Raw genomic sequence first — 22846 nt, 5'->3', positions numbered from 1 at the left:
GGCGGTCGGCTGGCGCGGGTGGCGGGGGGCGGTTGGGTGGTTCCCGCCCGCTGGCCGCCACCGGGCACCGCCCCCGCGAGTGCGCGAAAGTTGTCGCACTCGAGCTCGAGTGCGACGACTCCTGCACACTCGCGGGAGCCGGCGAGGACCGCGCGCACCCGCGAGTGGCCGCGCGTCCGCGAAAGCCAGCACACATTGCCCGCGGCAGAATGTGGACATGCGCAGCCTCGAAGTCCTCCTCGATCCGGAGTCGGAGGCTCGCGTCCGCAGCCAGTGGGAGGCGCTCGAGGCGGCCGGCGTCCCGAGCCTCGCACTGCACACGTCCGCCAGCAACCGCCCGCACCTCACCCTGGTCGCCGGGCCCGAGCTGACCGCCCCGGAGCCGGGCGCGCTCGGTCCGCTGCCGGCGACGGTCGCCCTGGGCGCCGTCCTCCTCTTCCCGCACGCCGGGCGCTTCGTCCTCGCCTGGGGAGTGGTCCGCTCGCCCGCCCTCGACGCGCTGCACGGCCGTGCCACGCGCCTCGTGCCGGGCGGCGTCGACACCTCGCTGCCGGACGCCTGGACGCCGCACATCAGCGTCTCGCGCCGCCTCCGCGCCGAGCAGCTCGGCGACGCCGTCCCCCTCCTCGGCGAGCCGTTCACCGTCGGCCTCGCGGGCGTCCGCTTCTGGGACGGCGACACCCGCACCCTCACCGACCTCTGAGCCGGACGCCGCAGAAGCCCCCGACCACCCCGCATCCGCCTCCCCAGCTCCCTCCCTGCGGCCCTTCTCCACAGTTCCCCGGACCCCCGGGGCGGCGTCGGAGGCGGCGGGTAGAGTTCCCCGGGTGACAGAGCCCACCGCGACAGCCCTCCCCGCCCCGCCGCTCGCCGACCCCTCGGCGGAGTCCCGCGGCGGCGTCCGGAGCGACGCGGCGAGCGGCGCCCCGGGATCCGGATCCTCCGAGGCGCAGGCGATCCTCGAGAAGGTCTTCGGCTACGGCTCCTTCCGCGGCGAGCAGCAGGCCATCGTCGAGCAGGTCATCGGCGGCGGCGACGCCGTCGTCCTGATGCCCACCGGCGGCGGCAAGTCGCTCTGCTATCAGATCCCCGCCATCGTGCGCCCCGGCACAGGCGTGGTCGTGTCCCCGCTCATCGCGCTGATGCAGGACCAGGTCGACGCCCTCCGTGCGAACGGCGTCCGCGCCGAGTTCCTCAACTCCACCCAGGACGCGGGCGAGCGCAGCCGCGTCGAGCGCGCCTACCTCGACGGCGAGCTCGACCTGCTCTACGTCGCCCCGGAGCGCCTGGGCAACGAGGGCATGAAGCAGTTCCTCGCCCGCGGCCGGATCGCCCTCTTCGCGATCGACGAGGCCCACTGCGTCAGCCAGTGGGGCCACGACTTCCGCCCCGACTACCTCGCACTGGGCGAGCTCGCCGAGCGCTGGCCCGACGTCCCGCGCATCGCCCTCACCGCGACCGCCACCGAGGCGACGCATCGCGAGATCACCTCGCGCCTGCACCTCGGCGCCGCCCGCCACTTCGTCTCGAGCTTCGACCGCCCGAACATCCAGTACCGGATCGTCAACAAGGTCGAGCCGCGCAAGCAGCTGATCGACTTCCTGCGGCGCGAGCACGCGCACGACGCGGGCATCGTCTACGCCCTCTCCCGCAAGAGCGTCGAGGCGACGGCCGAGGCGCTTCGCTCGGCGGGCTTCGACGCCGTCGCGTACCACGCGGGCCTCGACTCGCGGGTGCGCGCCGCCGCCCAGTCGCGGTTCCTCCGCGAGGAGGGCGTCATCGTCTGCGCGACCATCGCCTTCGGCATGGGGATCGACAAGCCGGACGTGCGGTTCGTCGCGCACATCGACCTGCCCAAGTCGGTCGAGGGCTACTACCAGGAGACGGGTCGCGCCGGCCGCGACGGACTGCCGTCCACCGCCTGGCTCGCCTACGGCCTGCAGGACGTGGTGCAGCAGCGCCGGATGATCGACGAGTCGCCGGGAGACCTGGCGCACCGTCGGCGGATGTCCGCGCACCTGGACGCGATGCTCGCGCTCTCCGAGACGGTCCAGTGCCGCCGGGTGAACCTGCTCGCCTACTTCGGCCAGGAGAGCACCGCCTGCGGCAACTGCGACACCTGCCTCGAGCCGCCCGCCTCCTGGGACGGCACCGTCGCGGCGCAGAAGTTCCTGTCGACGGTCGTCCGCCTCAAGCGAGAGCGCAACCAGCAGTTCGGCGCCGGACACATCATCGACGTCCTCCGCGGCAAGACCACGCCGCGCACCACCCAGCACCAGCACGACGGCCTCGCCACCTGGGGCATCGGCGCCGAGCTCAGCGACACCCAGTGGCGCGGAGTCGCCCGCCAGCTCCTCGCGCAGGGCCTGCTCGGCGTGAACGACGACGGCTTCGGCACTCTCGTGCTCACGCCCGCGTCCGGCTCCGTCCTCAGCGGCGAGCGGAAGGTCGAGCTGCGGCAGGAGCCGGAGAAGCCGGCCCGCTCCAGCGGATCCTCCCGCTCCGGGCGGTCCACCGTCGCCGAGCTGTCGGGCGAGGCTCAGCCGCTGTTCGAGCGGCTCCGGGAGTGGCGCGCCGCGCAGGCCCGCGCGCAGGCGGTCCCGGCCTACATCGTCTTCAACGACGCGACCCTCCGCGAGATCGCGACCGCCGAGCCGGCGACGATGGACGCGCTCAGCATCATCGGCGGCGTCGGCCAGAAGAAGCTGCTCACCTACGGGGAGGCAGTGCTGGCCGTCGTCGCGGGGGAGAGCCCCGAGATCGCCGTCCCGGAACCGGGTGAGGAGGCTCCCGCTCCCCGCCGCGCGCCGGCCGCCCGTGGCGGGTCGTCCCGCTCGCAAGGGGCGAAGCCCTCGTTCGGCCGCGAGTCGTCCGGTCCGCCGGTGTCCGCCGCGCAGCCGCCGGAGGACGACTGGGTGCCGCCGGACGAGCCCGACTGGGAGCCCGGCTGGGACAGCTACTGATCCGTCGCTGAGGCGCGCGGTTCACCGCCCGCGACGGAGGCGGGCGCCGGCGCGGGCGACCGTGTTCCGGGCTCCGCGTCGACGATCGTGCCCACCTCGTCACCGACGCGAGCGTCCTCGGTCCGAGACGCCGGCGAGCGCCCTCAGCCGTTCGCGCCCGTCGACGCCATCCACCCGCCGAGCAGCGTGCAGCAGAACGACGCCGCGAGACCCGCCACCGGCACCCAGAACGCGATGCGCCGCCGCACCAGCAGCACGATCGAGACGACCAGCGCCGCGAGGAACGGCACCCACACTCCTCCCGCGGCGAGGACCATCCCGCCCTCGATCAGGCCGATGTCGCAGGCGTTCGATCCGCCGCACGAGTCGCTGGCCATCGCGAAGAACAGCCCGAAGAACGACAGCAGCAGCGTCACCGCGGAGGCCACGAGGATCAGCACGATCGTCAGCACCAGGTCCCAGACGCGGACGGGGCGCCGATGCGGCACCCCGGATCCCGGCGCGGCCGGAGGCCCGGGGGGCGCTGCCGCGACGTCCGAGGGCGGCGCACCCGGAGTCCCGAGAGGCGCGGGCGAGCCGACCACGGGCGGCCCGGCCGCCGGCTGTCGGGCGGGCGGAGGGGGAGGCAGCGGCGGCTCGCTCATGCCGAGAGACTAGCGACGCGTCCTCCGATGAGGCGCCCCTCCTCCGCTGGGGTCCGCCGGGACAGCCCGTTCAGCACACGGACGGGCCTCCCCCTCCTCCGCTCCTGTCGGCAGGGACAGCCCGTCCAGCGCACAGACGAGCCGCCCCGCCCCCGCCTGGTCGGTTCCGACAACGCGCTTCCTCCTCCGCCCGGCGCCGTTTGTGCCCGGGCGACGGAACGTTTCCGCCGCGCCGCCGCGCGACCTACCGTGCGAGGACCGCCTCCGCTGCCGCGCCCGTCGGCGCACGACGCACCGGGAGCGGCCCGAACCGCAGACGGTCGAAGGGACACGAACACCATGGTCAGCACCGCTCCCCACCCCCGCTCCGCCGCCGACGCCGCCGACCGGGCGGCCACCGGGCGCACGCGGGCCCGGCGCTCCCGCTCGGGCTCCATCGCGCCCACGCCGCCGGTGGACTCCCTCGGCTCCGAGGTCGACGCGCGCCTGGACGAGGACGGCGCCCCCGCCGTCGACGTCGCCGCCCTCGGCGAGACCCTCCTCGGCGCCTGGCGCGAGCAGCGCCTCGCCAGCCGCGCCCTGACCGCCCGCCCCGAGCTGCACCGCACCGACGGCCTCCCGATGAAGGAGCACCGCCTCCGCGTCTCGGAGCAGATGCGCGTGCTCGCGGCCGAGGGCGGCGTGCACCGCGCCTTCCCGGTCGACCTCGGCGGCGAGGCCGATCACGGCGGCAACATCGCCGGCTTCGAGGAGCTGGTCACCGCCGACCCCTCGCTGCAGATCAAGTCCGGCGTGCAGTGGGGGCTCTTCGGCGCCGCGGTCCTGCACCTGGGCACCCGCCCGCACCACGAGAAGTGGCTGCCGGGGATCATGAGCCTCGAGATCCCGGGCGCTTTCGCGATGACCGAGACCGGGCACGGATCCGACGTCGCGTCGATCGCCACGACCGCCACCTACGAGGACGGCGAGTTCGTGCTGCGGACGCCGTTCCGCGCGGCCTGGAAGGACTACCTCGGCAACGCGGCGGTGGACGGGCGCGCGGCGGTCGTCTTCGCGCAGCTGGTCACCCGCGGCGTGAACCACGGCGTCCACGCCTTCTTCGTCCAGATCCGCGACGAGCAGGGCGCGTTCCTGCCCGGCGTCGGCGGGGAGGACGACGGCCTCAAGGGCGGTCTGAACGGGATCGACAACGGCCGCCTCCACTTCGACGGCGTCCGCGTCCCGCGCGAGAACCTGCTGAACCGCTACGGCGACGTCGCCGCCGACGGCACCTACTCCTCGCCGATCGCGAGCCCGGGCCGCCGATTCTTCACCATGCTCGGCACGCTCGTGCAGGGCCGCGTCTCGCTCGACGGAGCCTCGGTCGCCGCGGCGAAGATCGCGCTGACGGTCGCCGTCACCTACGGCGATCAGCGCCGCCAGTTCACCGGCGGGGGCGAGCGGGAGGAGGTGCTGCTCGACTACCAGCGGCACCAGCGCCGCCTCCTGCCGCGCCTGGCCACCACCTACGCCGCCGCCTTCGCGCACGAGAAGCTGCTGACGGCGTTCGACGAGGTCTTCTCCGGCGCGAACGACACCGAGCAGTCGCGGCAGGACCTCGAGACCCTCGCCGCGGGGCTGAAGGCGCTCTCGACCTGGCACGCTCTCGACACGCTGCAGGAGGCGCGCGAGGCCTGCGGAGGCGCGGGCTTCCTCGCCGAGAACCGGCTCACGCAGCTGCGCGCCGATCTCGACGTCTACGCGACCTTCGAGGGCGACAACACCGTGCTCCTCCAGCTGGTCGCCAAGCGCCTGCTGACCGACGTCGGACGCCGCTTCAAGGGCGCCCAGCCCGCGGAGCTGGCGCGGTACGCCGCCTCGCAGGTCGCGGGGGCGACCGTCGACAACTCGGGTCTGCGCCGTCTGGCCCAGGTCGTCGCCGATCGCGGATCGACGGCCCGCTCGGTCGGCCAGCTGCGGGAGGACCAGCGCGAGCTGCTCACCGGCCGCGTCGAGAGCATGGTCGCGGGGATCGCCTCACGGCTGCGCCCGGCGTCGAAGCTGCCCTCCGACGAGGCGGCACGCCTGTTCAACGCGCACCAGAGCGAGCTCATCGAGGCGGCGCGCGCGCACGCCGAGCTGCTGCAGTGGGAGGCGTTCACGGAGGCGCTCGCCGGCGTCGAGGACGCGGGCACGCGCACCGTCCTCACCTGGCTCCGCGACCTGTTCGGCCTGGGCCTGATCGAGAAGCACCTCGACTGGTACCTCATCCACGGGCGCCTGTCGTCGCAGCGAGCGGTCGCGGTGACGTCCTACATCGACCGCCTGCTCGCGCGCATCCGCCCGCACGCCGCCGACCTGGTCGCGTCGTTCGGCTACGGGCCCGAGCACGTGCGCGCGGCGATCGCGACCGGCGCCGAGGCGGAGCGCCAGGAGGAGGCGCACGCCTGGTACGAGGCCGCCCGCGCCTCCGGCACCCTCCCCACTCCGGAGAAGCGCCGCTGAGCCCCTCCTCGAGATGCCGCTCCGGTACGCGACACGTCGCGCGAGGCGTACCGGAGTGGCATCCCGTGGCGACAGGACGGGGAGGGGCGCGTCAGGACGCGAGGAACGCCAGCGCCTGGTCGCGCTCGGCGCGCAGCTCTAGCACGGACTCGTCGATCCGCGCGCGGGAGTGCGTGTCGATCTCGAGCCCCTCGACGATCCGCCACTCGCCGTCGACGGAGCGGACCGGGAACGAGGAGATCAGCCCCTCCTCCACCCCGTAGGAGCCGTCCGACTCGACGGCGGCCGAGGTCCAGGACGTGCCGTCGACCCAGTCGCGCACGTGGTCGATCGCGGCGGAGGCGGCGGACGCGGCCGAGGAGGCTCCACGGACCTCGATGATCTCGGCGCCGCGCTTGGCGACCCGCGGCTCGAACTCCGTGTGCAGCCACTCGGCGTCGACCAGCTCGGGCACCGGCCGTCCGCCGACGGTGGCGTGCGTCGCGTCGGGGTACTGCGAGGCGGAGTGGTTGCCCCAGATCGCGACGCCCTCGATCGCGTCGACGGGGGCGTCGAGCTTCGCGGCGAGCTGCGCGACCGCCCGGTTGTGGTCGAGGCGCGTCATCGCGGTGAAGCGGCCGGCGGGGATGTCCGGGGCGCTGCGCCGCGCGATCCAGGCGTTGGTGTTGGCCGGGTTGCCGACGACCAGCACACGGATGTCGGAGGCGGCGTGCGCGTTCAACGCGGCGCCCTGGGGCCCGAAGATGCCCGCGTTCGCGGCGAGCAGGTCGGCGCGCTCCATGCCCGCGCTGCGCGGCCGGGCGCCCACGAGGAGGGCGACGCTCGCGCCGTCGAACGCCGCGGCCGGGTCGTCCGTCGCCTCGATCCCGCGGAGGAGGGGGAAGGCGCCGTCCTGCAGCTCGAGCGCCGTGCCCGCGGCCGCGCGGAGGCCGGAGGGGATCTCGAGCAGGTTCAGGCGGACGGGGACGTCCGGCCCGAGGAGCTGACCCGAGGCGATGCGGAACAGGAGCGCGTAGCCGATGGCGCCCCCCGCTCCCGTGACCGTGACCGTGACCGGAGTGCGCTGCTGGTTCATGCGCCGAGCGTATTCCCGCCGGCTGGGGGAGGGGGAGGAGTCAGCCGGACGGCGGGCCCTCGGCGGGAGGCGCCGTCGACCCGCGGAGCACGAGCTTGTTGCGCAGCCGCACGTGCGGCTCGGCCACGCTCCCGCCGTCGATCAGCGTCAGGAGCGCCCGGGCGGCCGCGCGCCCCACGCGGTGCAGCGGCTGCCTCACCGTCGTGAGCGCGGGGACCACCCGGGAGGCGTCGGGCACGTCGTCGTAGCCCACGACCGAAAGCTGCCCCGGCACCGAGAGGCCCAGCGCCCGGGCCGCCTCGATCACGGCGATGGCGGAGGCGTCGTTCGCGGCGAAGACCGCCGTCGGCCGGTCGGGCAGCAGCAGCAGCTCGTGGGCGGCGGCGAGGGAGGGGTCGTGCCGGTAGTAGCCGACCCGCACGAGCGCGGGGTCGTAGGGGAGGCCGGCGTCCGCGAGTGCCCGCTGGTAGCCCGCGCCGCGCCGGTGCGACGACTCCAGGTCGGGGCGGCCCGCGACGAAGCCGATGCGGCGGTGGCCGAGCCCGATCAGGTGGCTCGTCGCCAGCTGCGCTCCGCCGAAGTCGTCGGTCGCCACCGAGTGCAGCTCGGTCTGCGCGGTCAGCGGATCCACGACGACGAGCGGCAGGTCCGACGAGGGGATCACGCCGGAGGGAGTCACCAGGATCGCCCCCGCTACGTGCGCCTCGGTGAGGCGCCGCAGGGACTCCTGCTCCCAGCCCGCCCGGCCCCGGCGGCTCGCCCCGCTGCCGGCGAGGAGGTCGAACCGGGTCCCCCGCAGCGCCGTCGCCACTCCCTGCAGCACCTCCGTGCCGAACGGCTCGAAATCGCCCAGGAGCACGCCGATGACGCCCGAGCGCTCCGCGCACTCCGTCGTCACGACCTCCTGCTCGGCCTCCGCCGTCGCCGCCCCTGCGGACATCCTCGTCCCCTCCCGCCGTCCCCGCCCGGCCGCGGCGGAACGCGGTGATCGCCTCGCTGCGCTGCTCCGGACGGTTGAGAACACGTCCTTGCAATCGGGAATGTTCCCGGTAACATTGCCCGCAAGACTAGCTGAGGGAAAGCTCAGCAGTCGAGAGAGACGAGTGTCGGGCAGCCTTTCTCCCCTCAGTGCTGAGGGGGTCGAGAGCTGGAGCTCGCGTGGCCACGCTGTGGAAGCCGCCGCGCACGAGCCGTCCGCCGCTCTCCGCGCGTCCTGCGCTCCAGGCGCGGCCGAACGCCCCTCGGGCTGCGCCGCGCTCCGTCCTCTCGCGGCCTCGGGCCGCGCCACCACTCCGCGCCGTCCGGCGCTCGACCTGATCGGCGACGATGCCGATCGAGTGAGGAACACCATGTCCACGCGACGCACCCCCCGACCCCTCTGGCTCGTCCGCTCGGGCGCCGCTCTCGCCGGCTGCCTGCTCCTGTCCGGCGTCGCCGCCGCGGCCGCGGCCGCCGACACGGAGTACGGCTCCGACGACGTCGACGTGAACGTCAGCATCGAGGAGCTGGAGCAGCCCGGCGCCCTCTCGATGTCGATCGACGGCACCTCCGCCACGCTCGCCGAGGAGGGCTCCACCCCGACCGTGCGCGCCTTCACGGGGCAGCTGCCCGACGTGACCGTGACGGACACCCGGACCGTCGACGAGATCCCGGCCGGAGCCGGCTGGTACGTCCTCGGCTCGGCGAGCGCCTTCACCGGCGACGCGGACCAGGAGGACATCTCCTCCGACCACCTCGGCTGGACGCCGGTCCTCGTGGACGGCGGCGAGTCGGGCCTCGTGTCCGAGGGCGACCCGGTCGACACGATCCTCGACGAGGGCGCCGACGCCGTGGGCCTGTTCGACCAGGAGCTGCTCGCGCTGTCGCTCGACTCGCAGGAGACCGCGACGGACGGGTCCTGGACCGTGTCCGCGGGCCTCACCCTGAAGACCGAGGCCGACGTCGCCCCCGGCGACTACTCCTCCGTCCTGACGCTGTCGCTGTTCGAATGACCCCGATGCGCGCAGTCGCCTCCACGGCGATCGGCGCCCTCCTCGCGGCGGGCCTGCTCGCCTCCGGCGCGGCTCCGGCGACCGCGGCCGGCGCCTGGTCGCCGAAGGCCTCCTACACGTCGACGGACCGCGGCGACGGCACCTACTCCGTGCCGCTGCTGAACGCCGACGTGCCCGACGTCAGCGTCGAGCGCGTGCCCGCGTCCGAGAACGACGAGGGCCGCGACATCTACTACATGATCAGCACCACGATGCACCTCAGCCCGGGCGCCCCGATCATGAAGTCCTACGACCTCGTCAACTGGGAGATCGTCAACTACGTCTTCGACCGGCTCGAGATCGGCGACCGCTTCTCGCTCCGGAACGGGCAGAACTCCTACGGCAACGGCCAGTGGGCCTCGTCGCTGCGGTACCACGACGGCCGCTACTACGCGGTCTTCAACACCAACAACCTCGGCGGCTCCTACCTCTACTCGACCGACGACATCGAGGACGGCGCCTGGACCCGCACGGCCCTCGGCCGCGCCTTCCACGACCCGTCGCTCTTCTTCGACGACGCGGACGGCGGCACGCCGTACATCTTCTACGGCTCCGGATCCACCAGCGCCGTGAAGCTGAGCGAGGACCTGACGACCGTCGTCGCCGAGTACCCGAACATCCTCCGCACCTCCGACTACCCGGGAGCCGGCTACCTCGGCGGCCTCTTCGAGGGCGCGCAGGTGCAGTACATCGACGGGCAGTACTACATCGTCATCATCACCTGGCCCTCGGGCCAGGGCCGCCAGGTGGCGCTGTTCCGCTCGTCCGAGCTGCTGGGCCGCTACGCGACCGCCGACGGCAGCAACCCCTACGAGGGCAAGGGCGTGCTGAACTCCAGCGGGTTCGCCCAGGGGAGCCTCGTGCCGATCGCGAAGGAGGACGGCTCGACCGCCTGGCACGGCATGTTCTTCCGCGACAGCTTCCCGACCGGCCGCATCCCCGGGCTCATCCCGGCGACGTGGAAGGACGGCTGGCCGACGTTCGGGACGAACGGCTCGGTGCCGGTGGGCGGGAGCTTCCCGAAGCCGATCCGCCTCAGCCCCGAGGAGGAGCTGTTCGAGCGGCAGAAGAGCATCGTCGTCTCGGACGACTTCGACAACGACGCCCCGGCGAAGGCCTACCAGGACGAGTCGTGGACGATCCCGCCCGCGCCCGCCTACGACGCGTCACTGCTCGGCGTGCAGCTGCTCCAGAACCCGGGAGCGGAGTCGGGGACGGCGCCGTGGGCAGGCCAGTTCGGCGCGACGCTGTCGGCCGACACGACCGACCCGGCGTCCGGCACCGCCGCGCTCCGCGTGGGCACCCGCACGCTCAACGGCTCAGGCCCGAGCCAGGTGCTCGCGAACAAGCTGCAGCGCGGCGTGACCTACACCGTGTCCGCGAAGGTGAAGTACACGACCGGCCCCGCGTCGGTCCGCTTCAACCTCTGCGCCGACTTCGGCGCGGGACCCGTGACGATGGCGTCCGCCGCCGTCACGCAGGGCCAGTGGACGACGATCACGGGGACCTACACGGTGCCCGAGACCGCGAACGTCGGCAGCGTGAAGTTCGCCGTCGAGACGCCGTGGGGCAATCCGCAGCCGGCGTCCTCGAGCACCGAGTACCTGCTCGACGACGTCTCGCTCGTCGGAGCCGCTCCCACCCTCGAGCGCCCGACGGCCGCCGAGATCGAGCCGAACGGCTCGACCCTCGCACTCCCCTGGCAGTGGAACCACGCCCCCGACAACCGCTACTGGTCGCTGACCGAGCGCGAGGGCTGGCTCCGCCTCACCAACGGGAAGGTGCTCAGCGGAACGGCCGCGCACACGCGTCTCTCGGGCTCGCCCGAGATGACGTACCTGGAGGAGGCGCGCAACACGCTCTCCCAGCGCATCGTGGCTCCGAAGCAGTCGGCGGAGGCGGCGCTCGACGTCTCCGGGATGAAGGACGGCGACGTCGCCGGCCTCGCGGCCTACAACCGCGGCTTCTCGTACGTCGCGGTCAAGCGCGTGGACGGCGTCACCACCGTCGGCGTCGTGAACCGCAGCCAGCCGTTCGCGACCACGTTCGATCAGGCGGCCGTCGAGTCCTTCCTCCCCGGCACCACCGCCGCCCTCGGCGACGCCTCGCAGGTGCGCCTGAAGGCCGACCTCGAGCTCTCGGCCCCGGCCGGACAGCTCTGGACGACCTTCTCGTACAGCCTCGACGGGACGAGCTGGACGAAGCTCGGCAGCCGCGTCGGCCCGCAGACCCTCGACGGTCAGCTCACGCACTTCATGGGCCACCGCCTCGGGCTGTTCAGCTACGCGACGAAGACCGCCGGCGGCCACGTCGACGTCGACGAGTTCCTCCTGAGCGACACCCTCTCCTCGGAGGGGAAGGCGCTCGACCGCTCGCAGCTCGACGCGGCCGTCGCTCACGCGGCGACGCTCCGCTCCGACGACTACCCGGCCGACGCCTGGTCCGACCTCCAGTCGGTCCTCGCGAAGGCGCAGGCGGTCGGCACCGCGGGAACGCAGAACCAGATCGACGCCCCGGAGCGCGCGCTCAGCTACCAGCTGGCCCGCCTCGGGACGCTGAAGGAGGCGTCGCTCGACGTGACCGCCGCCGCCGCGACCCGCTGCATCGCCGGGAAGGTCGTCGTGACCGTGCGGGCGACCAACGCCGACGACGTGCCCGTCGCCCTCCGGATGGAGAGCGCCTCCGGCACGAAGACGGTCGCCGCGCTCGCACCCGGCGCCACGACGAGCCACGCCTTCACCACGCGGGCGGCCTCGGTCCCCGCCGCCGAGGTGGTCGTGACCGCGACCGCCACCCTCGACGGCGAGCCGGTGACGACCACGGTGAGAGCGCCCCACCCGGCCGCGTCCTGCGGCTGAGCACCCCGGGGGCGGCCCGCGCGGCCGCCCCCGCCCCCGAACGCGTCAGCGGCACCCGTCGCCGACGATCTCCTGCACGACACGATCAAGGAGGATCCGTGAGATCACCACAACGAGAAGCCGCTCCGAAGGGGCGGTTGCGGCTGAGGCTGCTGGCCACGGCCGCGCTGACCGCGCTCCTGGTGGCCCCCTTCGCCGCCCAGACCTCGTCCGCCGCTGAGGCGGAGCTCATCGTCAACGGCGGCTTCGAGAGCGGCATCAGCAGCTGGTTCGTCAACAACGGCAACGCCGCCGACGCCGGCACCATCGCGACGACCACGGACGCGCGCACCGGCACCGCCGCAGCGCTCGTCACCGGCCGCACGACCACCGGCGCGGGCGCCATGCAGGACCTCAGCGGCAAGGTCGTCGCCGGTCAGACCTACCAGGTCAAGGCGCAGATCAAGTACGAGAACGCCGCGAGCCCCGCGACCAAGCAGTTCTTCGCCACCATGCACTACGGCGGAGGCACCTACACGAACCTCGCGAGCGTCACCGCCACGAAGGGGCAGTGGGCGACGATCAACGGATCGTTCACCATCCCCGCCGGGCAGAGCGTCGCCACCGCGCGCCTCTTCTTCGAGACGCCGTGGACCGCGACTCCGTCGGCCGCGCCCGAGACGCACCTCATGGACTACAAGCTCGACGACGTCTCGCTGGTCGGAGCGGCGCCGCCCGCGCCCGCCTCGCGCACCATCGAGGTCGTGGGCAAGATCCCGGGCGACCACAACCCGCTCATGGGCTGGAAGTTCGGCGCCGACGGCTTCGGCTTCGTCGAGAACGGCCGCGTGTACATGTACATGACGAACGACACCCAGGGCTACGCTCCGAACCCCGCCACGGGCGTCTCGGCGGGCATCGACTACGGCAAGATCAACCAGATCACCGTGATCTCCTCGGACGACCTCGTCAACTGGACCGACCACGGCGAGATCCAGGTCGCCGGCTCCACCGGAGTCGCGCCCTACACCGGCAACTCGTGGGCTCCCGGCATGGCGAAGAAGACCGTGAACGGCGTCGACAAGTACTTCCTCTACTACGCCAACGGCGGCGGCTCCAGCAACGTGATCACCGGCGACTCGCCGGTGGGCCCGTGGACCAGCCAGCGCACCTCCACGCTCATCAACGCGTCCACCCCGGGCGCCGAGGCGGTCGCGTGGAAGTTCGACCCGGCACCGCTCGTCGACGACGACGGCCAGGGCTACCTGTTCTTCGGAGGCGGACCCGCCTCGACCGCGCTCCCCGCGGCCGAGCGCTTCAACAACCCGAAGAACATCCGCGTGATCGAGCTCGGCGACGACATGATCTCGACCCAGGGCACTTCCGCCGTCGTGGACGCGCCCGTCGCGTTCGAGGCGGCCCAGGTGTTCAAGCGCCAGGACAAGTACTACCTCTCGTACTCGTCCCACTTCGGCGGCAACGACTTCGGCGGCAACCAGACCCGCGAGCCCGGCTACCCGGGCGGCGGCGAGATCGGCTACATGATCTCGGACGACCCGATGTCCTGGCCCAAGGAGAACTACGCCGGCGTGATGTTCCCGAACCAGAGCCGCTTCTTCGGAGCCGGCACCGGCGGCAACAACCACCAGTCGGTCTTCGAGCTGGGCGGCAAGTACTACTTCACCTACCACGCGCCGACGCTCAACAAGCGGATCAACGGCGACACCACCCAGGGGTACCGCAGCCCGCACATCCAGGAGCTGCAGTTCAACGCCGACGGCACGGTGCAGCAGGTGGTCGGCGACTACAAGGGCGTCGACCAGGTGAAGGACTTCGATCCGTACCGCACCTTCCCGGCCGAGACCATCGGCTGGAGCAAGGGCATCGCGACGGCGCCGCTCGGCACCCCCGCCGCGGGCGCGACCCAGAACCTCGTGCTGAAGGACCTCGACAACGGCGACTGGACCGCGCTGTCGGCCGTCGACTTCGGGGACACCGGAGCCGCGACGTTCACCGCGAAGGCCAAGGCGCTGCAGGCCGGCGGCACCGTCACCGTCCGCCTCGACTCCGAGACCGGGCCCGTCGCGGGCACCGTCGCGGTGAACGGGACGACCGGTGAGTGGACCGACGTCAGCGCCGCGCTGACCGGAGCGACCGGAGTGCACGACGTGTTCTTCAGCTACTCCGGACCCTCCGGCGACCTGTTCGAGCTCGACACCTTCGCCTTCACCGAGGGCGAGGCGGCTCCGGCGCTCGACATCACGGCGAGCGCGGCGACCCGCTGCATCGCCGGCAAGGCGATCGTCACCGTCCAGGCGAGCAACGGCTCCGACGTCCCCGTCGGCGTGACCTTCACGTCGCCGTCCGGCACGAAGTCGTTCACCTCGGTGGCGCCCGGCAAGACCGTGTCGCACGCCTTCACCACCCGTCAGGCGAACCTGCCCGCCGGTGCGGTGACCGTCGAGGCCACGGCCACGATGAACGGCGCCCCCGTCGAGACGGAGGTGAGCGCTCCGTACGCGGCGCGCCCGTGCTCGTAGCGCACGGCTGAACCACCGGGGAGCGCCCCCGGCCCTGCGGGGCCGGGGGCGCTCCTGCGCGTGCGGGGGAGATCTCGATACGCCCTCCGGGGCTGCTCGATCAGCATGTCCGCCGTACTGCTGGTCGAGCAGCGGCGCCTCGAGACCCCAGCTCGGTCAGCGGGCGTCGGCCAGGCGCATCGTGCCGCCGGCCTGGGCGGCGAAGGCGCGGGCGGTCGCCGCGATGGTGCGCTGCATGACCCGCGCCGCGGCGGGCGGCGCGAGGTCCGCCGGGCGCGCGAGGCTGATCGTCCGGGTCAGAGTGGGCTTCTCGAGCGTCGGCTCCTCGATGCGGATCGAGCGCAGGCCCGGGCGCCCCTGCAGCACCATCGCCGGGACGACCGCGACGCCGAGGCCCCGCTCGGCGAAGCGCAGCACCGCGTCCATCTCGGCGCCCTCCAGCACCACGTCCGGCTCCAGGCCCGCGGCGGCGAACGCGGCGTCGGTCGTGCGGCGCAGGTCGTAGCTGGAGTTGAAGACGATCTGCGGGAGGCGGGCGACCGCCGCCAGGTCGAGCGCGCCGGTCGCGGCGAGGGGAGGCTCCGCGGCGGAGGAGACCACGACGAGCTCCTCGACGAGCAGCGGCGTCACCGTGAAGGCGCCGGGAGCGGCCGCGGTCGAGGTCGTCACCAGCGCCAGGTCGAGCTCGCCCCGGGCCAGCCGGTCGAAGAGGCTCCGCGACCCGTCCTCGGCGAGGTGCAGCTCCACGGCGGGATGCGCGGAGTGGAAGGCGTGCAGCACCTCCGCGACGAGGCTGATGCAGAGCGTCGGCGTCGCGCCGAACCGCACCCGGCCGCGCTCGAGCCCGGCCAGCTCGGCCAGCTCGCGGCGCACCGATCCGGCGTCGGCGAGCATGCGCCGGGCGAGCGGCAGCAGCAGCTCGCCGGCCGGTGTGAGGGTGCTGCCGGAGCGTGCCCGGTGGAAGAGCTCGGAGCCGAGGTCCTGCTCCAGCGCGGCGATCCGGCGGCTCAGCGAGGGCTGCGCGAGGTGCAGCTCCTCGGCGGCGCGGGTGAAGCTGCCGAGGCGGGCTACCTCGACGAAACCGGTGAGCTGCTCGAGATCCACGTGCATACCCTACGCGCATGGCCGTGCCCAGCATTATGCATTGGAGTAATCGAAGCGCCGTGCCTAGCGTGGAGGCATGACCACTTCAGAGACCACCGCACCGGAGCGCCGGATCTCCACCTCCGTCCTCGTCATCGGCACCGGCGGATCGGGCCTGCGCGCCGCGATCGAGCTCGCCGAGGCGGGCGTCGACGTCCTCGCGCTCGGCAAGCGCTCGAAGTCGGACGCGCACACCTCCCTCGCCGCCGGCGGCATCAACGCCGCCCTCGCCACGATGGACCCCGACGACAGCTGGCAGCAGCACGCGGCCGACACCATCACCGAGTCCTACCAGCTCGCCAACCCGCACACGGTCGAGATCGTCACCTCCAACGCCGCCCGCGGCATCCAGGACCTCGAGCGCTACGGCATGCCGTTCGCCCGCGAGGACGACGGCCGCATCTCGCAGCGCTTCTTCGGCGCACACACCTACCGCCGGACCGCCTTCGCGGGCGACTACACCGGCCTCGAGATCCAGCGCACGCTCGTCAACCGGGCCGCCCAGCTCGAGATCCCGATCCTGGACACCGTGTACGTCACCCGCATCCTCGTCAACGAGGACGGAGCAGTGTTCGGCGCCTACGGCTTCGACCTCGTCGACGGCACCCGCTACCTGATCCACGCGGATGCGGTGATCCTCGCCGCGGGCGGGCACAACCGCATCTGGCGCCGCACCTCCTCCCGCCGCGACGAGAACACGGGCGACTCGTTCCGCCTGGCCGTCGAGGCCGGCGGGCGCCTGCGCGACCCCGAGCTCGTCCAGTTCCACCCGTCGGGCATCATCGAGCCCGAGAACGCGGCCGGCACGCTGATCTCCGAGGCCGCGCGCGGCGAGGGCGGCATCCTCCGCAACGGCCTCGGCGAGCGCTTCATGGGGAAGTACGACGCCGAGCGCCTCGAGCTCTCGACCCGCGACCGCGTCGCCCTCGCCTGCTACACCGAGATCAAGGAGGGTCGCGGCACGCCCAACGGCGGGGTCTGGCTCGACGTCTCGCATCTGCCGCGCGAGACGATCATGACCCGGCTGCCGCGGGTGTACCAGACGATGCTCGAGCTGCAGATGCTCGACATCACGAAGGACCCGATCGAGATCGCGCCCACGGCGCACTACTCGATGGGCGGGGTCTGGGTGCGCTCGGACGACCACAGCACCGACGTCCCCGGGCTCTACGCCATCGGAGAGGCCTCCAGCGGACTGCACGGCGCCAACCGCCTCGGCGGCAACTCGCTGATCGAGCTGCTGGTGTTCGGCCGGATCGTCGGGCAGGCGGCGGCGGAGTACTCCGCCTCGCTGACCGCCCAGACCCGCTCGGCCGCGTCCGTCCAGGTCGCCCGCGACGAGATCGCCGGCCTGCTCGCGGCCGACGGCACCGAGAACGTCCGCGCCCTGCAGCGCGCGATCCGCAACACGATGACCGAGCACGCCGGAGTCGTCCGCGACGAGGAGGGCCTGCTCGCCGGGCTCGCCGAGCTGGACGCGATCGAGGCGCGCATCGCCGACATCGGCGTGCACCCGGACATCGCCGGCTTCCAGGACCTCGCCCACGCCTTCGACCTCAAGTCGGCCGCGATGGCCGCGCGGGCCACCCTCGAGGCAGCGCTCGAGCGCCGGGAGAGCCGCGGCTGCCACAACCGCAGCGACTACCCGGACATCGACCCGGCCCTCCAGGTGAACCTCGTCTGGTCGCCCTCCACGGGGATCACCCGCGAGGAGATCCCCGCGGTGCCGGAGGAGATCCAGGCGCTGATCAGCGGCGAGGTCGCCACCGCGGGCAAGCTGCTCGAGTAGCCGGAACCGCGACGGCACGACGCCGGCTCCCTTCCGAGGGGCCGGCGTCGCGCTGTGCGCGGCGCTCGCCGCCCCGCCCGGATCCGCACCGCCGGTTCGTCGGCGCAGGCGCCGCGCTGGTCTACGGTGAAGCCACGGTGCCGCCGGAGCATCCGTCCAGGAGGAGCAGACGATGCCGCCCGAAGGCCAAGGATTCTCGCCCGAGCCGCTGCAGAACATCGTCGAGCGCCTGGCGGGGGTGCTGGGGCGCTCGGTCGCCGTCGACGACGCGGAGCTGCAGCTCCTCGCGCACAGCGCCCACTTCGGCGACGAGGACTCCGCCCGGGTGGAGTCGCTGGTGGGGCGCTCGGTGACGCCGGAGCGGGCGGAGTGGGCCCGGCAGGCCGGCGTGCTGCGCGCGACCGCGGCGTTCTTCACCGACGCGGCGCCCGAGCTGGGCCTCCGGCGGCGGTACGTCGCTCCCGTGCGCGTCGACCGCGAGCTCGCCGCGGTGATCTGGATCATCGACGACGAGACCCTCACGGCCGCGGACTTCGACGCCGTCGACCGCGCGGTCGACGACATGCGGACCGTGCTCGTCCGCCGCGCGATGACCTTCGACGACGGCCTCCAGCAGGTCGAGGCGCAGGTGCTCGCGCTCCTCTCGGACCGGTCGGACGACCGGGTCGACGCGGCCGAGGAGATCGCGGCGGCGGGGATCTTCCGAGGCTGCGTCGCGTACCAGGTGCTCGGCCTGGTGATCGCGAAGGGGGAGGGCGACCGCTCGATCGGCGCCCCGGTCCGGGTGATCGCGCGGGCCGTCGCCCAGCACAGCTCCGGTGCCGCCGTCGCGCGGACCGACCAGGGCGTCGTCGTGCTGGTCGGCTACTCGGTCGCGCCCGCCGAGGACCGGATCGCCGCGCTCGTCGAGTCGCTCCGCCGCGGCCTCGACGGCGCGGGCATCGCGGCGACGATCGGGGTCGGGGCGCTCGTGCCCGGGCTCGACGGCGTGCTGCACTCGCACGAGCAGGCCGAGTGCGCGGCGCGGGTCGCGGGAGCGACGGAGGCGGGAGCGGTCCGCTGGGACGAGTCGGGGCTCGACGGGATGCTCGCGGCGCTGCTCCCCGAGGCGCTGCGGTCGCACCTGGTTCCGCCCGAGCTCGGGCGGGCCATGCAGGAGCAGTCCGAGGACAACATCCTCGCGGTGCGGACCTTCCTCGCGAACGCGGGCAACGTCGTGCAGACCGGCGCCGATCTGCACCTGCACCGCACCACCGTCTACTACCGGCTCGGGCGCTTCGCCGAGACGACCGGGCTCGACCTCGCCGACGGCGACACCCGGCTGATGCTGCAGCTCTGGTTCCGGATGTCGCCCTACGTCCGGATCACCGAGGGCTGACCCTCCGACAGCCGTCGAGCCGCCCCCTCCGCCCCTTCGACAGCAGCACGTGCCCCCGGGACCCCCGCTCTGCCTACCATCGGGCATGCCTTCGAATCCTGGACCCGTCTGCGTCGTCGGCGCGGGCATCATCGGCGCCTCGGCCGCCCTCCACCTGATCGAGCTCGGCGCCCGCGACGTCACGGTGATCGACGCCGGCTCGCCGCTGAGCGGCACCACCCCGGCCGGAGCCGGCTTCGTCGCCCGCTACGGCGCCGACAGCAACCGCCGGATCGGCACCCACGCCGTGCCCCTCGAGGAGTACGGCCTCTCCTTCTACCGGGGCCTGCACGACGCCGGCGTCGAGATCGAGTTCGCCGCCAACGGCAACATCGCGATCGCCCGCACCGAGGCGACCCTGACCACCCTCGTCGAGGGCATCGTGCGCCACCCGCTGGCGTCCCCGGGGACCCGCGCGCTGACAGCGGACGAGGTCGCGTGGATGACCTTCGGCGCGGTCGACCCGGCGAGCGTGGTCGGCGGAGTGCTGCTCCCCGAGGCGATCCAGGTCACCACCGGGCTCGCGCTCCAGGAGGTCCTCCGCCGCGCGGAGGCGCTGGGCGTCCGCTTCTCGTGGGGCACCGAGGCGACCGGGATCCGCCGGGACGGCGACCGGGTGACCGGCGTCGAGACCACGGCGGGCGTCGTCGACGCGGCGACCGTGGTGCTCGCCGCCGGAGCCTGGACCCCGGCGCTCCTGGGCACCGTGGGCCGGACGCTCCCGCTCATCCCCACCGTCGCCACCCGCTTCGTCTCGGAGCAGGCCGGGCTCTCGCCGCTGATGCCGACGATCCAGAGCCTCGACCTGGGCCTGTGGCTGCGCGAGCTGCGCGGCGCGTTCTCGTGGGGTGGCGGCTTCGCCTACCGCCGCGTCTCGGTGCTGGAGCGCGAGGAGGGGCTGGAGCGCGCGTTCGCCCGCCCCGTCTCGCCGCAGCTGATCGAGGCTCAGCGCGACTACCAGGCGTCCGTCGCCGAGGTGTTCCCGGCGCTCGCAGGGCTCGGCACCGCCGAGATCATCCAGGGCATGCCCGTCTACTCCGTCGACGGCGGCCTCTACATCGGACCCGTCCCCGCGTGCGACGGCCTCTGGGTGCTGGCGGGCGACAACGAGTCCGGAGTGACCCACGGGCCGGGCATGGGCCGTCTCGTCGCCGAGATGATCACCGGCACCGAGCCCTTCGCCGATCCGGAGCCGTTCCGCCTCGACCGCGTCGACCCCGCCCTCTACCCGGACGAGGCGTCGATGATCGCCGAGATGGCCGGCGACCGGGTGCTGAAGGCCATGCGCTGACGGCCGTGCGCTGCCACCCGTGCGCTGAAGGCCCGGCGCTGAGCCGCTGACGCGCACGAGAGCCGGCCGTCCCTCCCGCTGAGCGGTGGGGGCGGCCGGCTCTCGTCAGTCCTGCGGCAGAGCCAGGGCGTCGAGGACCGCGGCCTCCGCGGCGACGGCGCGGTCCAGCTCCCGCAGGTCGACGTTCTCGTCCGGCCCGTGGACCCGCGACTCGGCGTCGGCGACGGCCGTGATGCAGAGGACCGACTCCGGGAACGCCGCCGAGAGGGCGCTGACGACGGGGATGCCGCCGCCGCCTCCGAGCAGGTCGGGCGAGCGCCCCCACGCGTCCTGCAGTGCGGCGACGACGACGCCGGAGATGCGCGCGTCGCTCCACGGCTCGCTCCGGCTCACCTCGTCCACGCGCACGTGCGCGCCGAAGGGCCGCTGCGCGAGCAGGTGCGCCCGGAGCGCGGCGGCCGCGTCGTCCATCGCGAGCCCCGGCGGAACCCGGAGCGAGAGGCGCGCGCGCACCCGGGGGAGCAGCACGTTCGCCGACTCCGCGATCCGCGGTGCGTCGACCGCGAGCACGCAGAGGGCGGGCGAGGCCCACAGGGCGGTCGCGAGGTCGTCGGCGACGTGCACCCCGTCGAGCAGTCCGAGCCGGGCCCGGAAGGCGTCCGGATCGACGCGGGCGGTGGCCGGAGCGCCGACCCGCAGCCCCGGCACGGCCACCTCGCCGCGGTCGTCGTGGAGGGAGGCGGCCAGCCGGCAGAACGCGGTCAGGGCGTCGACCGCTCCTCCGCCGTTCACGCCGCTGTGCGCGGGCTCGTCCATCACGGCGACCTCGACGTCGACGGCGAGCAGCCCGCGGAGCGACTGCGTCAGCGACGGAGTGCCGCGGGCCGCGTTCACGCCGTCGTTCACGAGGACCAGCGCGGGCGCCTCCTCCAGGGCGAGCCCGGCGAGCAGGGCGGGCGCTCCGGGGGAGCCGACCTCCTCGCCGCCGTCGAGGACGACGACCAGGCCGAGCCGCCGGTCGGGGCGGAGCTCGTCGATCGCCGCGAGGTGCGCCACGACGCCGGCCTTGTTGTCGGCGCTGCCGCGTCCGGTGACCACTTCCCCCCGGTGCAGCGGCACGAAGGGGTCGGAGGTCCAGTCGGCGCCCGCGGGCTGCACGTCGTGATGCGCGTAGAGCAGAGCGGAGGGGACGCCGGGGAGCAGTCCGCGCGTGCCCACGACCGAGGGGCGGCCGGCGTCGTCCTCGACGAGCCGGGTGTCGAAGCCGCGCTCCCGCAGGGCGTCGGCGAGCAGGCCGGCGCTCCGGCGCAGGTCGCCGAGGCGCGAGGGATCGGCCGAGACGGTCGGCAGGGCGATGAGCTCGTCGAGCAGCCGGGCGCGCTCCCGCCGGTCCATCAGGCCACCGCCCGGACGGCGTCGTCCTCGGCCGCGACCTCGGCCAGCGCGGAGGCGAGCCGGTCGACCGCGGTCCGGGGGACGCCGGCCAGGTTGATCCGCCCCGACGGGAGCCCGTAGGCGCCGAAGTCGTGCTGGAGGCGGTGCATGGCCGTCGGCGACAGCGGGAGGGAGAGGAACAGGCCCCGCTGGTCGCGGAGGGCGGCGAAGCGGGCGGGGGCGCCGGCCGCGAGAGCGCCGCCGATGAGGCCGTCCCGGAGCCGGGTGACCCGGTTCCGCATCCGCTCGAGCTCGTCGCGCCACGAGCGCTCGAGCTCCTCGTCGCCGAGGATCGTCGCCACGATGGCCGCTCCGTGGTGCGGAGGCTGCGAGTAGGCCGCCCGCGCGATCGCCTCGAGGGTGCTCATCGCACCCGGAGTGCCGGACGGGTCCAGGAGGAGGAGGGCGCAGCCGACGCGCTCGCTGTAGAGGCTGAACGCCTTCGAGCAGCTGACCGAGACGACGCCCTCCGGCACGCGGGCGAGCAGCCGCCGCATCCCCGCGAGGTCCTCCTCGAGGCCGTCGCCCAGCCCGTAGTAGGCCTGGTCGATGAAGGGGATCACGCCCGCCCGGACGATCTCGTCGGTCAGCCGGTCCCACATCGCGGGCGTCAGCGAGGCTCCGGAGGGGTTGTGGCAGTTGCCCTGGAGGAGCACCGCGTCGCCGGGCCGGGCGGAGCGCAGGGCGTCGACGGTCGGCTCCAGCCAGGGGCGGCCCGACGCGTCCAGGAACGGGACGGCGTGGATGTCGAGGCCGGCCGCGCGGAGCACGGGGGCGTGGTTCACGTAGGAGGGGGCGCCGAGGATCACGCGCCGCCCCGGCTCGAAGTGCGCGAGGAACTCGGCCAGCAGCCGCAGCGCGCCGGTGCCCGCGACGGTCTGCACGCCGATCGCCCGCTGCGCCAGCTCCTCGCCGAGGAGGAGCGCGCTCATCCGCGCCGTGAAGGCGGGGTGCCCGCTCGGCCCCCGGTACTGCTTCGACTCGCGCCGCCCGAGCAGGAGGCGCTCCGCGTCGTGGACGGCGTCCATCACGGGGGCCTGCAGGTTCTCGTCGCGGTAGACGCCGAGGGTCAGGTCGAGGCGGTCGGGCCGGGGGTCGGCGGCGTAGCGGCGGGTGAGCTCCCAGACGGGGTCGGGAGCGAGGCTGTGCGCGGTGACGATCATCGGTGGCTCCTGGAGGGGGTCGGTCGGGGGAGGGAG

At 73.7% G+C, this 22846-nt stretch carries 15 protein-coding genes; 9 read left to right on the top strand and 6 right to left on the bottom strand.

The features are described from left to right. Window positions 1-217 precede the first annotated feature (217 nt). Together C5C39_RS16000 and recQ are read left to right on the top strand one after the other, a co-directional pair. Window positions 218-703, top strand: coding sequence for a 2'-5' RNA ligase family protein (locus tag C5C39_RS16000; RefSeq protein WP_104353854.1), 486 nt, complete (start codon window positions 218-220; stop codon window positions 701-703). 124 nt (window positions 704-827) lie between these two features. Next, window positions 828-2963: a DNA helicase RecQ gene (gene recQ, locus C5C39_RS15995; RefSeq protein WP_181132675.1), complete on the top strand. Its 2136-nt coding sequence runs from the start codon at window positions 828-830 to the stop codon at window positions 2961-2963. A gap of 143 nt (window positions 2964-3106) precedes the next feature. Here recQ and C5C39_RS15990 read toward each other — a convergent pair whose 3' ends face one another. Beyond that, window positions 3107-3607, bottom strand: coding sequence for a DUF6264 family protein (locus C5C39_RS15990; protein WP_219813358.1), 501 nt, complete (start codon window positions 3605-3607; stop codon window positions 3107-3109). 339 nt (window positions 3608-3946) lie between these two features. Between C5C39_RS15990 and C5C39_RS15985 the strand changes: the two genes are divergently transcribed. Continuing rightward, a complete protein-coding gene (locus C5C39_RS15985; protein WP_104353852.1) occupies window positions 3947-6091 on the top strand; it encodes an acyl-CoA dehydrogenase in 2145 nt (714 codons plus the stop codon). A gap of 91 nt (window positions 6092-6182) precedes the next feature. Here the strand turns inward: C5C39_RS15985 and C5C39_RS15980 are convergent, their stop codons facing one another. Both C5C39_RS15980 and C5C39_RS15975 read right to left on the bottom strand, forming a co-directional pair. Beyond that, window positions 6183-7166, bottom strand: a complete 984-nt coding sequence (locus tag C5C39_RS15980; protein WP_104353851.1) for a malate dehydrogenase — start codon at window positions 7164-7166, stop codon at window positions 6183-6185. Window positions 7167-7206: 40 nt separating this feature from the next. Next, window positions 7207-8106 (bottom strand): LacI family DNA-binding transcriptional regulator, encoded by a 900-nt coding sequence (locus C5C39_RS15975; RefSeq protein WP_104353850.1) that lies wholly within the window; start codon window positions 8104-8106, stop codon window positions 7207-7209. Between the two features lie 409 nt (window positions 8107-8515). Between C5C39_RS15975 and C5C39_RS15970 the strand changes: the two genes are divergently transcribed. The 3 genes from C5C39_RS15970 to C5C39_RS15960 all read left to right on the top strand — a co-directional run bounded on the left by C5C39_RS15970 (window position 8516) and on the right by C5C39_RS15960 (window position 14573). Further along, window positions 8516-9157 carry a hypothetical protein gene (locus C5C39_RS15970; RefSeq protein WP_104233676.1) on the top strand — a complete coding sequence of 214 codons (642 nt, stop codon included), beginning with the start codon at window positions 8516-8518 and terminating at the stop codon, window positions 9155-9157. Between the two features lie 5 nt (window positions 9158-9162). Continuing rightward, entirely contained in the window at window positions 9163-12054 is a 2892-nt protein-coding gene (locus tag C5C39_RS15965) for a family 43 glycosylhydrolase (protein ID WP_258075865.1), read from the top strand. Between the two features lie 98 nt (window positions 12055-12152). Continuing rightward, entirely contained in the window at window positions 12153-14573 is a 2421-nt protein-coding gene (locus tag C5C39_RS15960) for a family 43 glycosylhydrolase (RefSeq protein ID WP_219813357.1), read from the top strand. 156 nt (window positions 14574-14729) lie between these two features. Here the strand turns inward: C5C39_RS15960 and C5C39_RS15955 are convergent, their stop codons facing one another. Continuing rightward, window positions 14730-15683, bottom strand: a complete 954-nt coding sequence (locus C5C39_RS15955) for a LysR family transcriptional regulator (protein ID WP_104282525.1) — start codon at window positions 15681-15683, stop codon at window positions 14730-14732. Window positions 15684-15753: 70 nt separating this feature from the next. Here C5C39_RS15955 and C5C39_RS15950 point away from each other — a divergent pair, with 70 nt between their 5' ends. The 3 genes from C5C39_RS15950 to C5C39_RS15940 all read left to right on the top strand — a co-directional run bounded on the left by C5C39_RS15950 (window position 15754) and on the right by C5C39_RS15940 (window position 20213). After that, window positions 15754-17505, top strand: a complete 1752-nt coding sequence (locus C5C39_RS15950) for an L-aspartate oxidase (protein WP_104224384.1) — start codon at window positions 15754-15756, stop codon at window positions 17503-17505. A gap of 172 nt (window positions 17506-17677) precedes the next feature. Next, a complete protein-coding gene (locus tag C5C39_RS15945) occupies window positions 17678-18883 on the top strand; it encodes a CdaR family transcriptional regulator (protein ID WP_104353847.1) in 1206 nt (401 codons plus the stop codon). 85 nt (window positions 18884-18968) lie between these two features. Further along, entirely contained in the window at window positions 18969-20213 is a 1245-nt protein-coding gene (locus tag C5C39_RS15940; RefSeq protein WP_104353846.1) for an FAD-binding oxidoreductase, read from the top strand. Between the two features lie 105 nt (window positions 20214-20318). On the opposite strand, the gene C5C39_RS15935 is transcribed toward C5C39_RS15940, so the two are convergent. Both C5C39_RS15935 and C5C39_RS15930 read right to left on the bottom strand, forming a co-directional pair. Further along, window positions 20319-21608: a M20/M25/M40 family metallo-hydrolase gene (locus C5C39_RS15935; RefSeq protein ID WP_104353845.1), complete on the bottom strand. Its 1290-nt coding sequence runs from the start codon at window positions 21606-21608 to the stop codon at window positions 20319-20321. Beyond that, window positions 21608-22846 (bottom strand): aromatic amino acid transaminase (locus C5C39_RS15930; RefSeq protein ID WP_219813356.1); only part of this gene is annotated, 1239 nt, incomplete at its 5' end. The genes C5C39_RS15930 and C5C39_RS15935, both read right to left, overlap by 1 nt.

Source organism: Rathayibacter sp. AY1F3 (genome assembly GCF_002931975.1).
GTDB lineage: Bacteria > Actinomycetota > Actinomycetes > Actinomycetales > Microbacteriaceae > Rathayibacter.
Note: the sequence above shows the minus strand (reverse complement) of the source record. Positions and strands in the feature narration are given on the sequence as shown.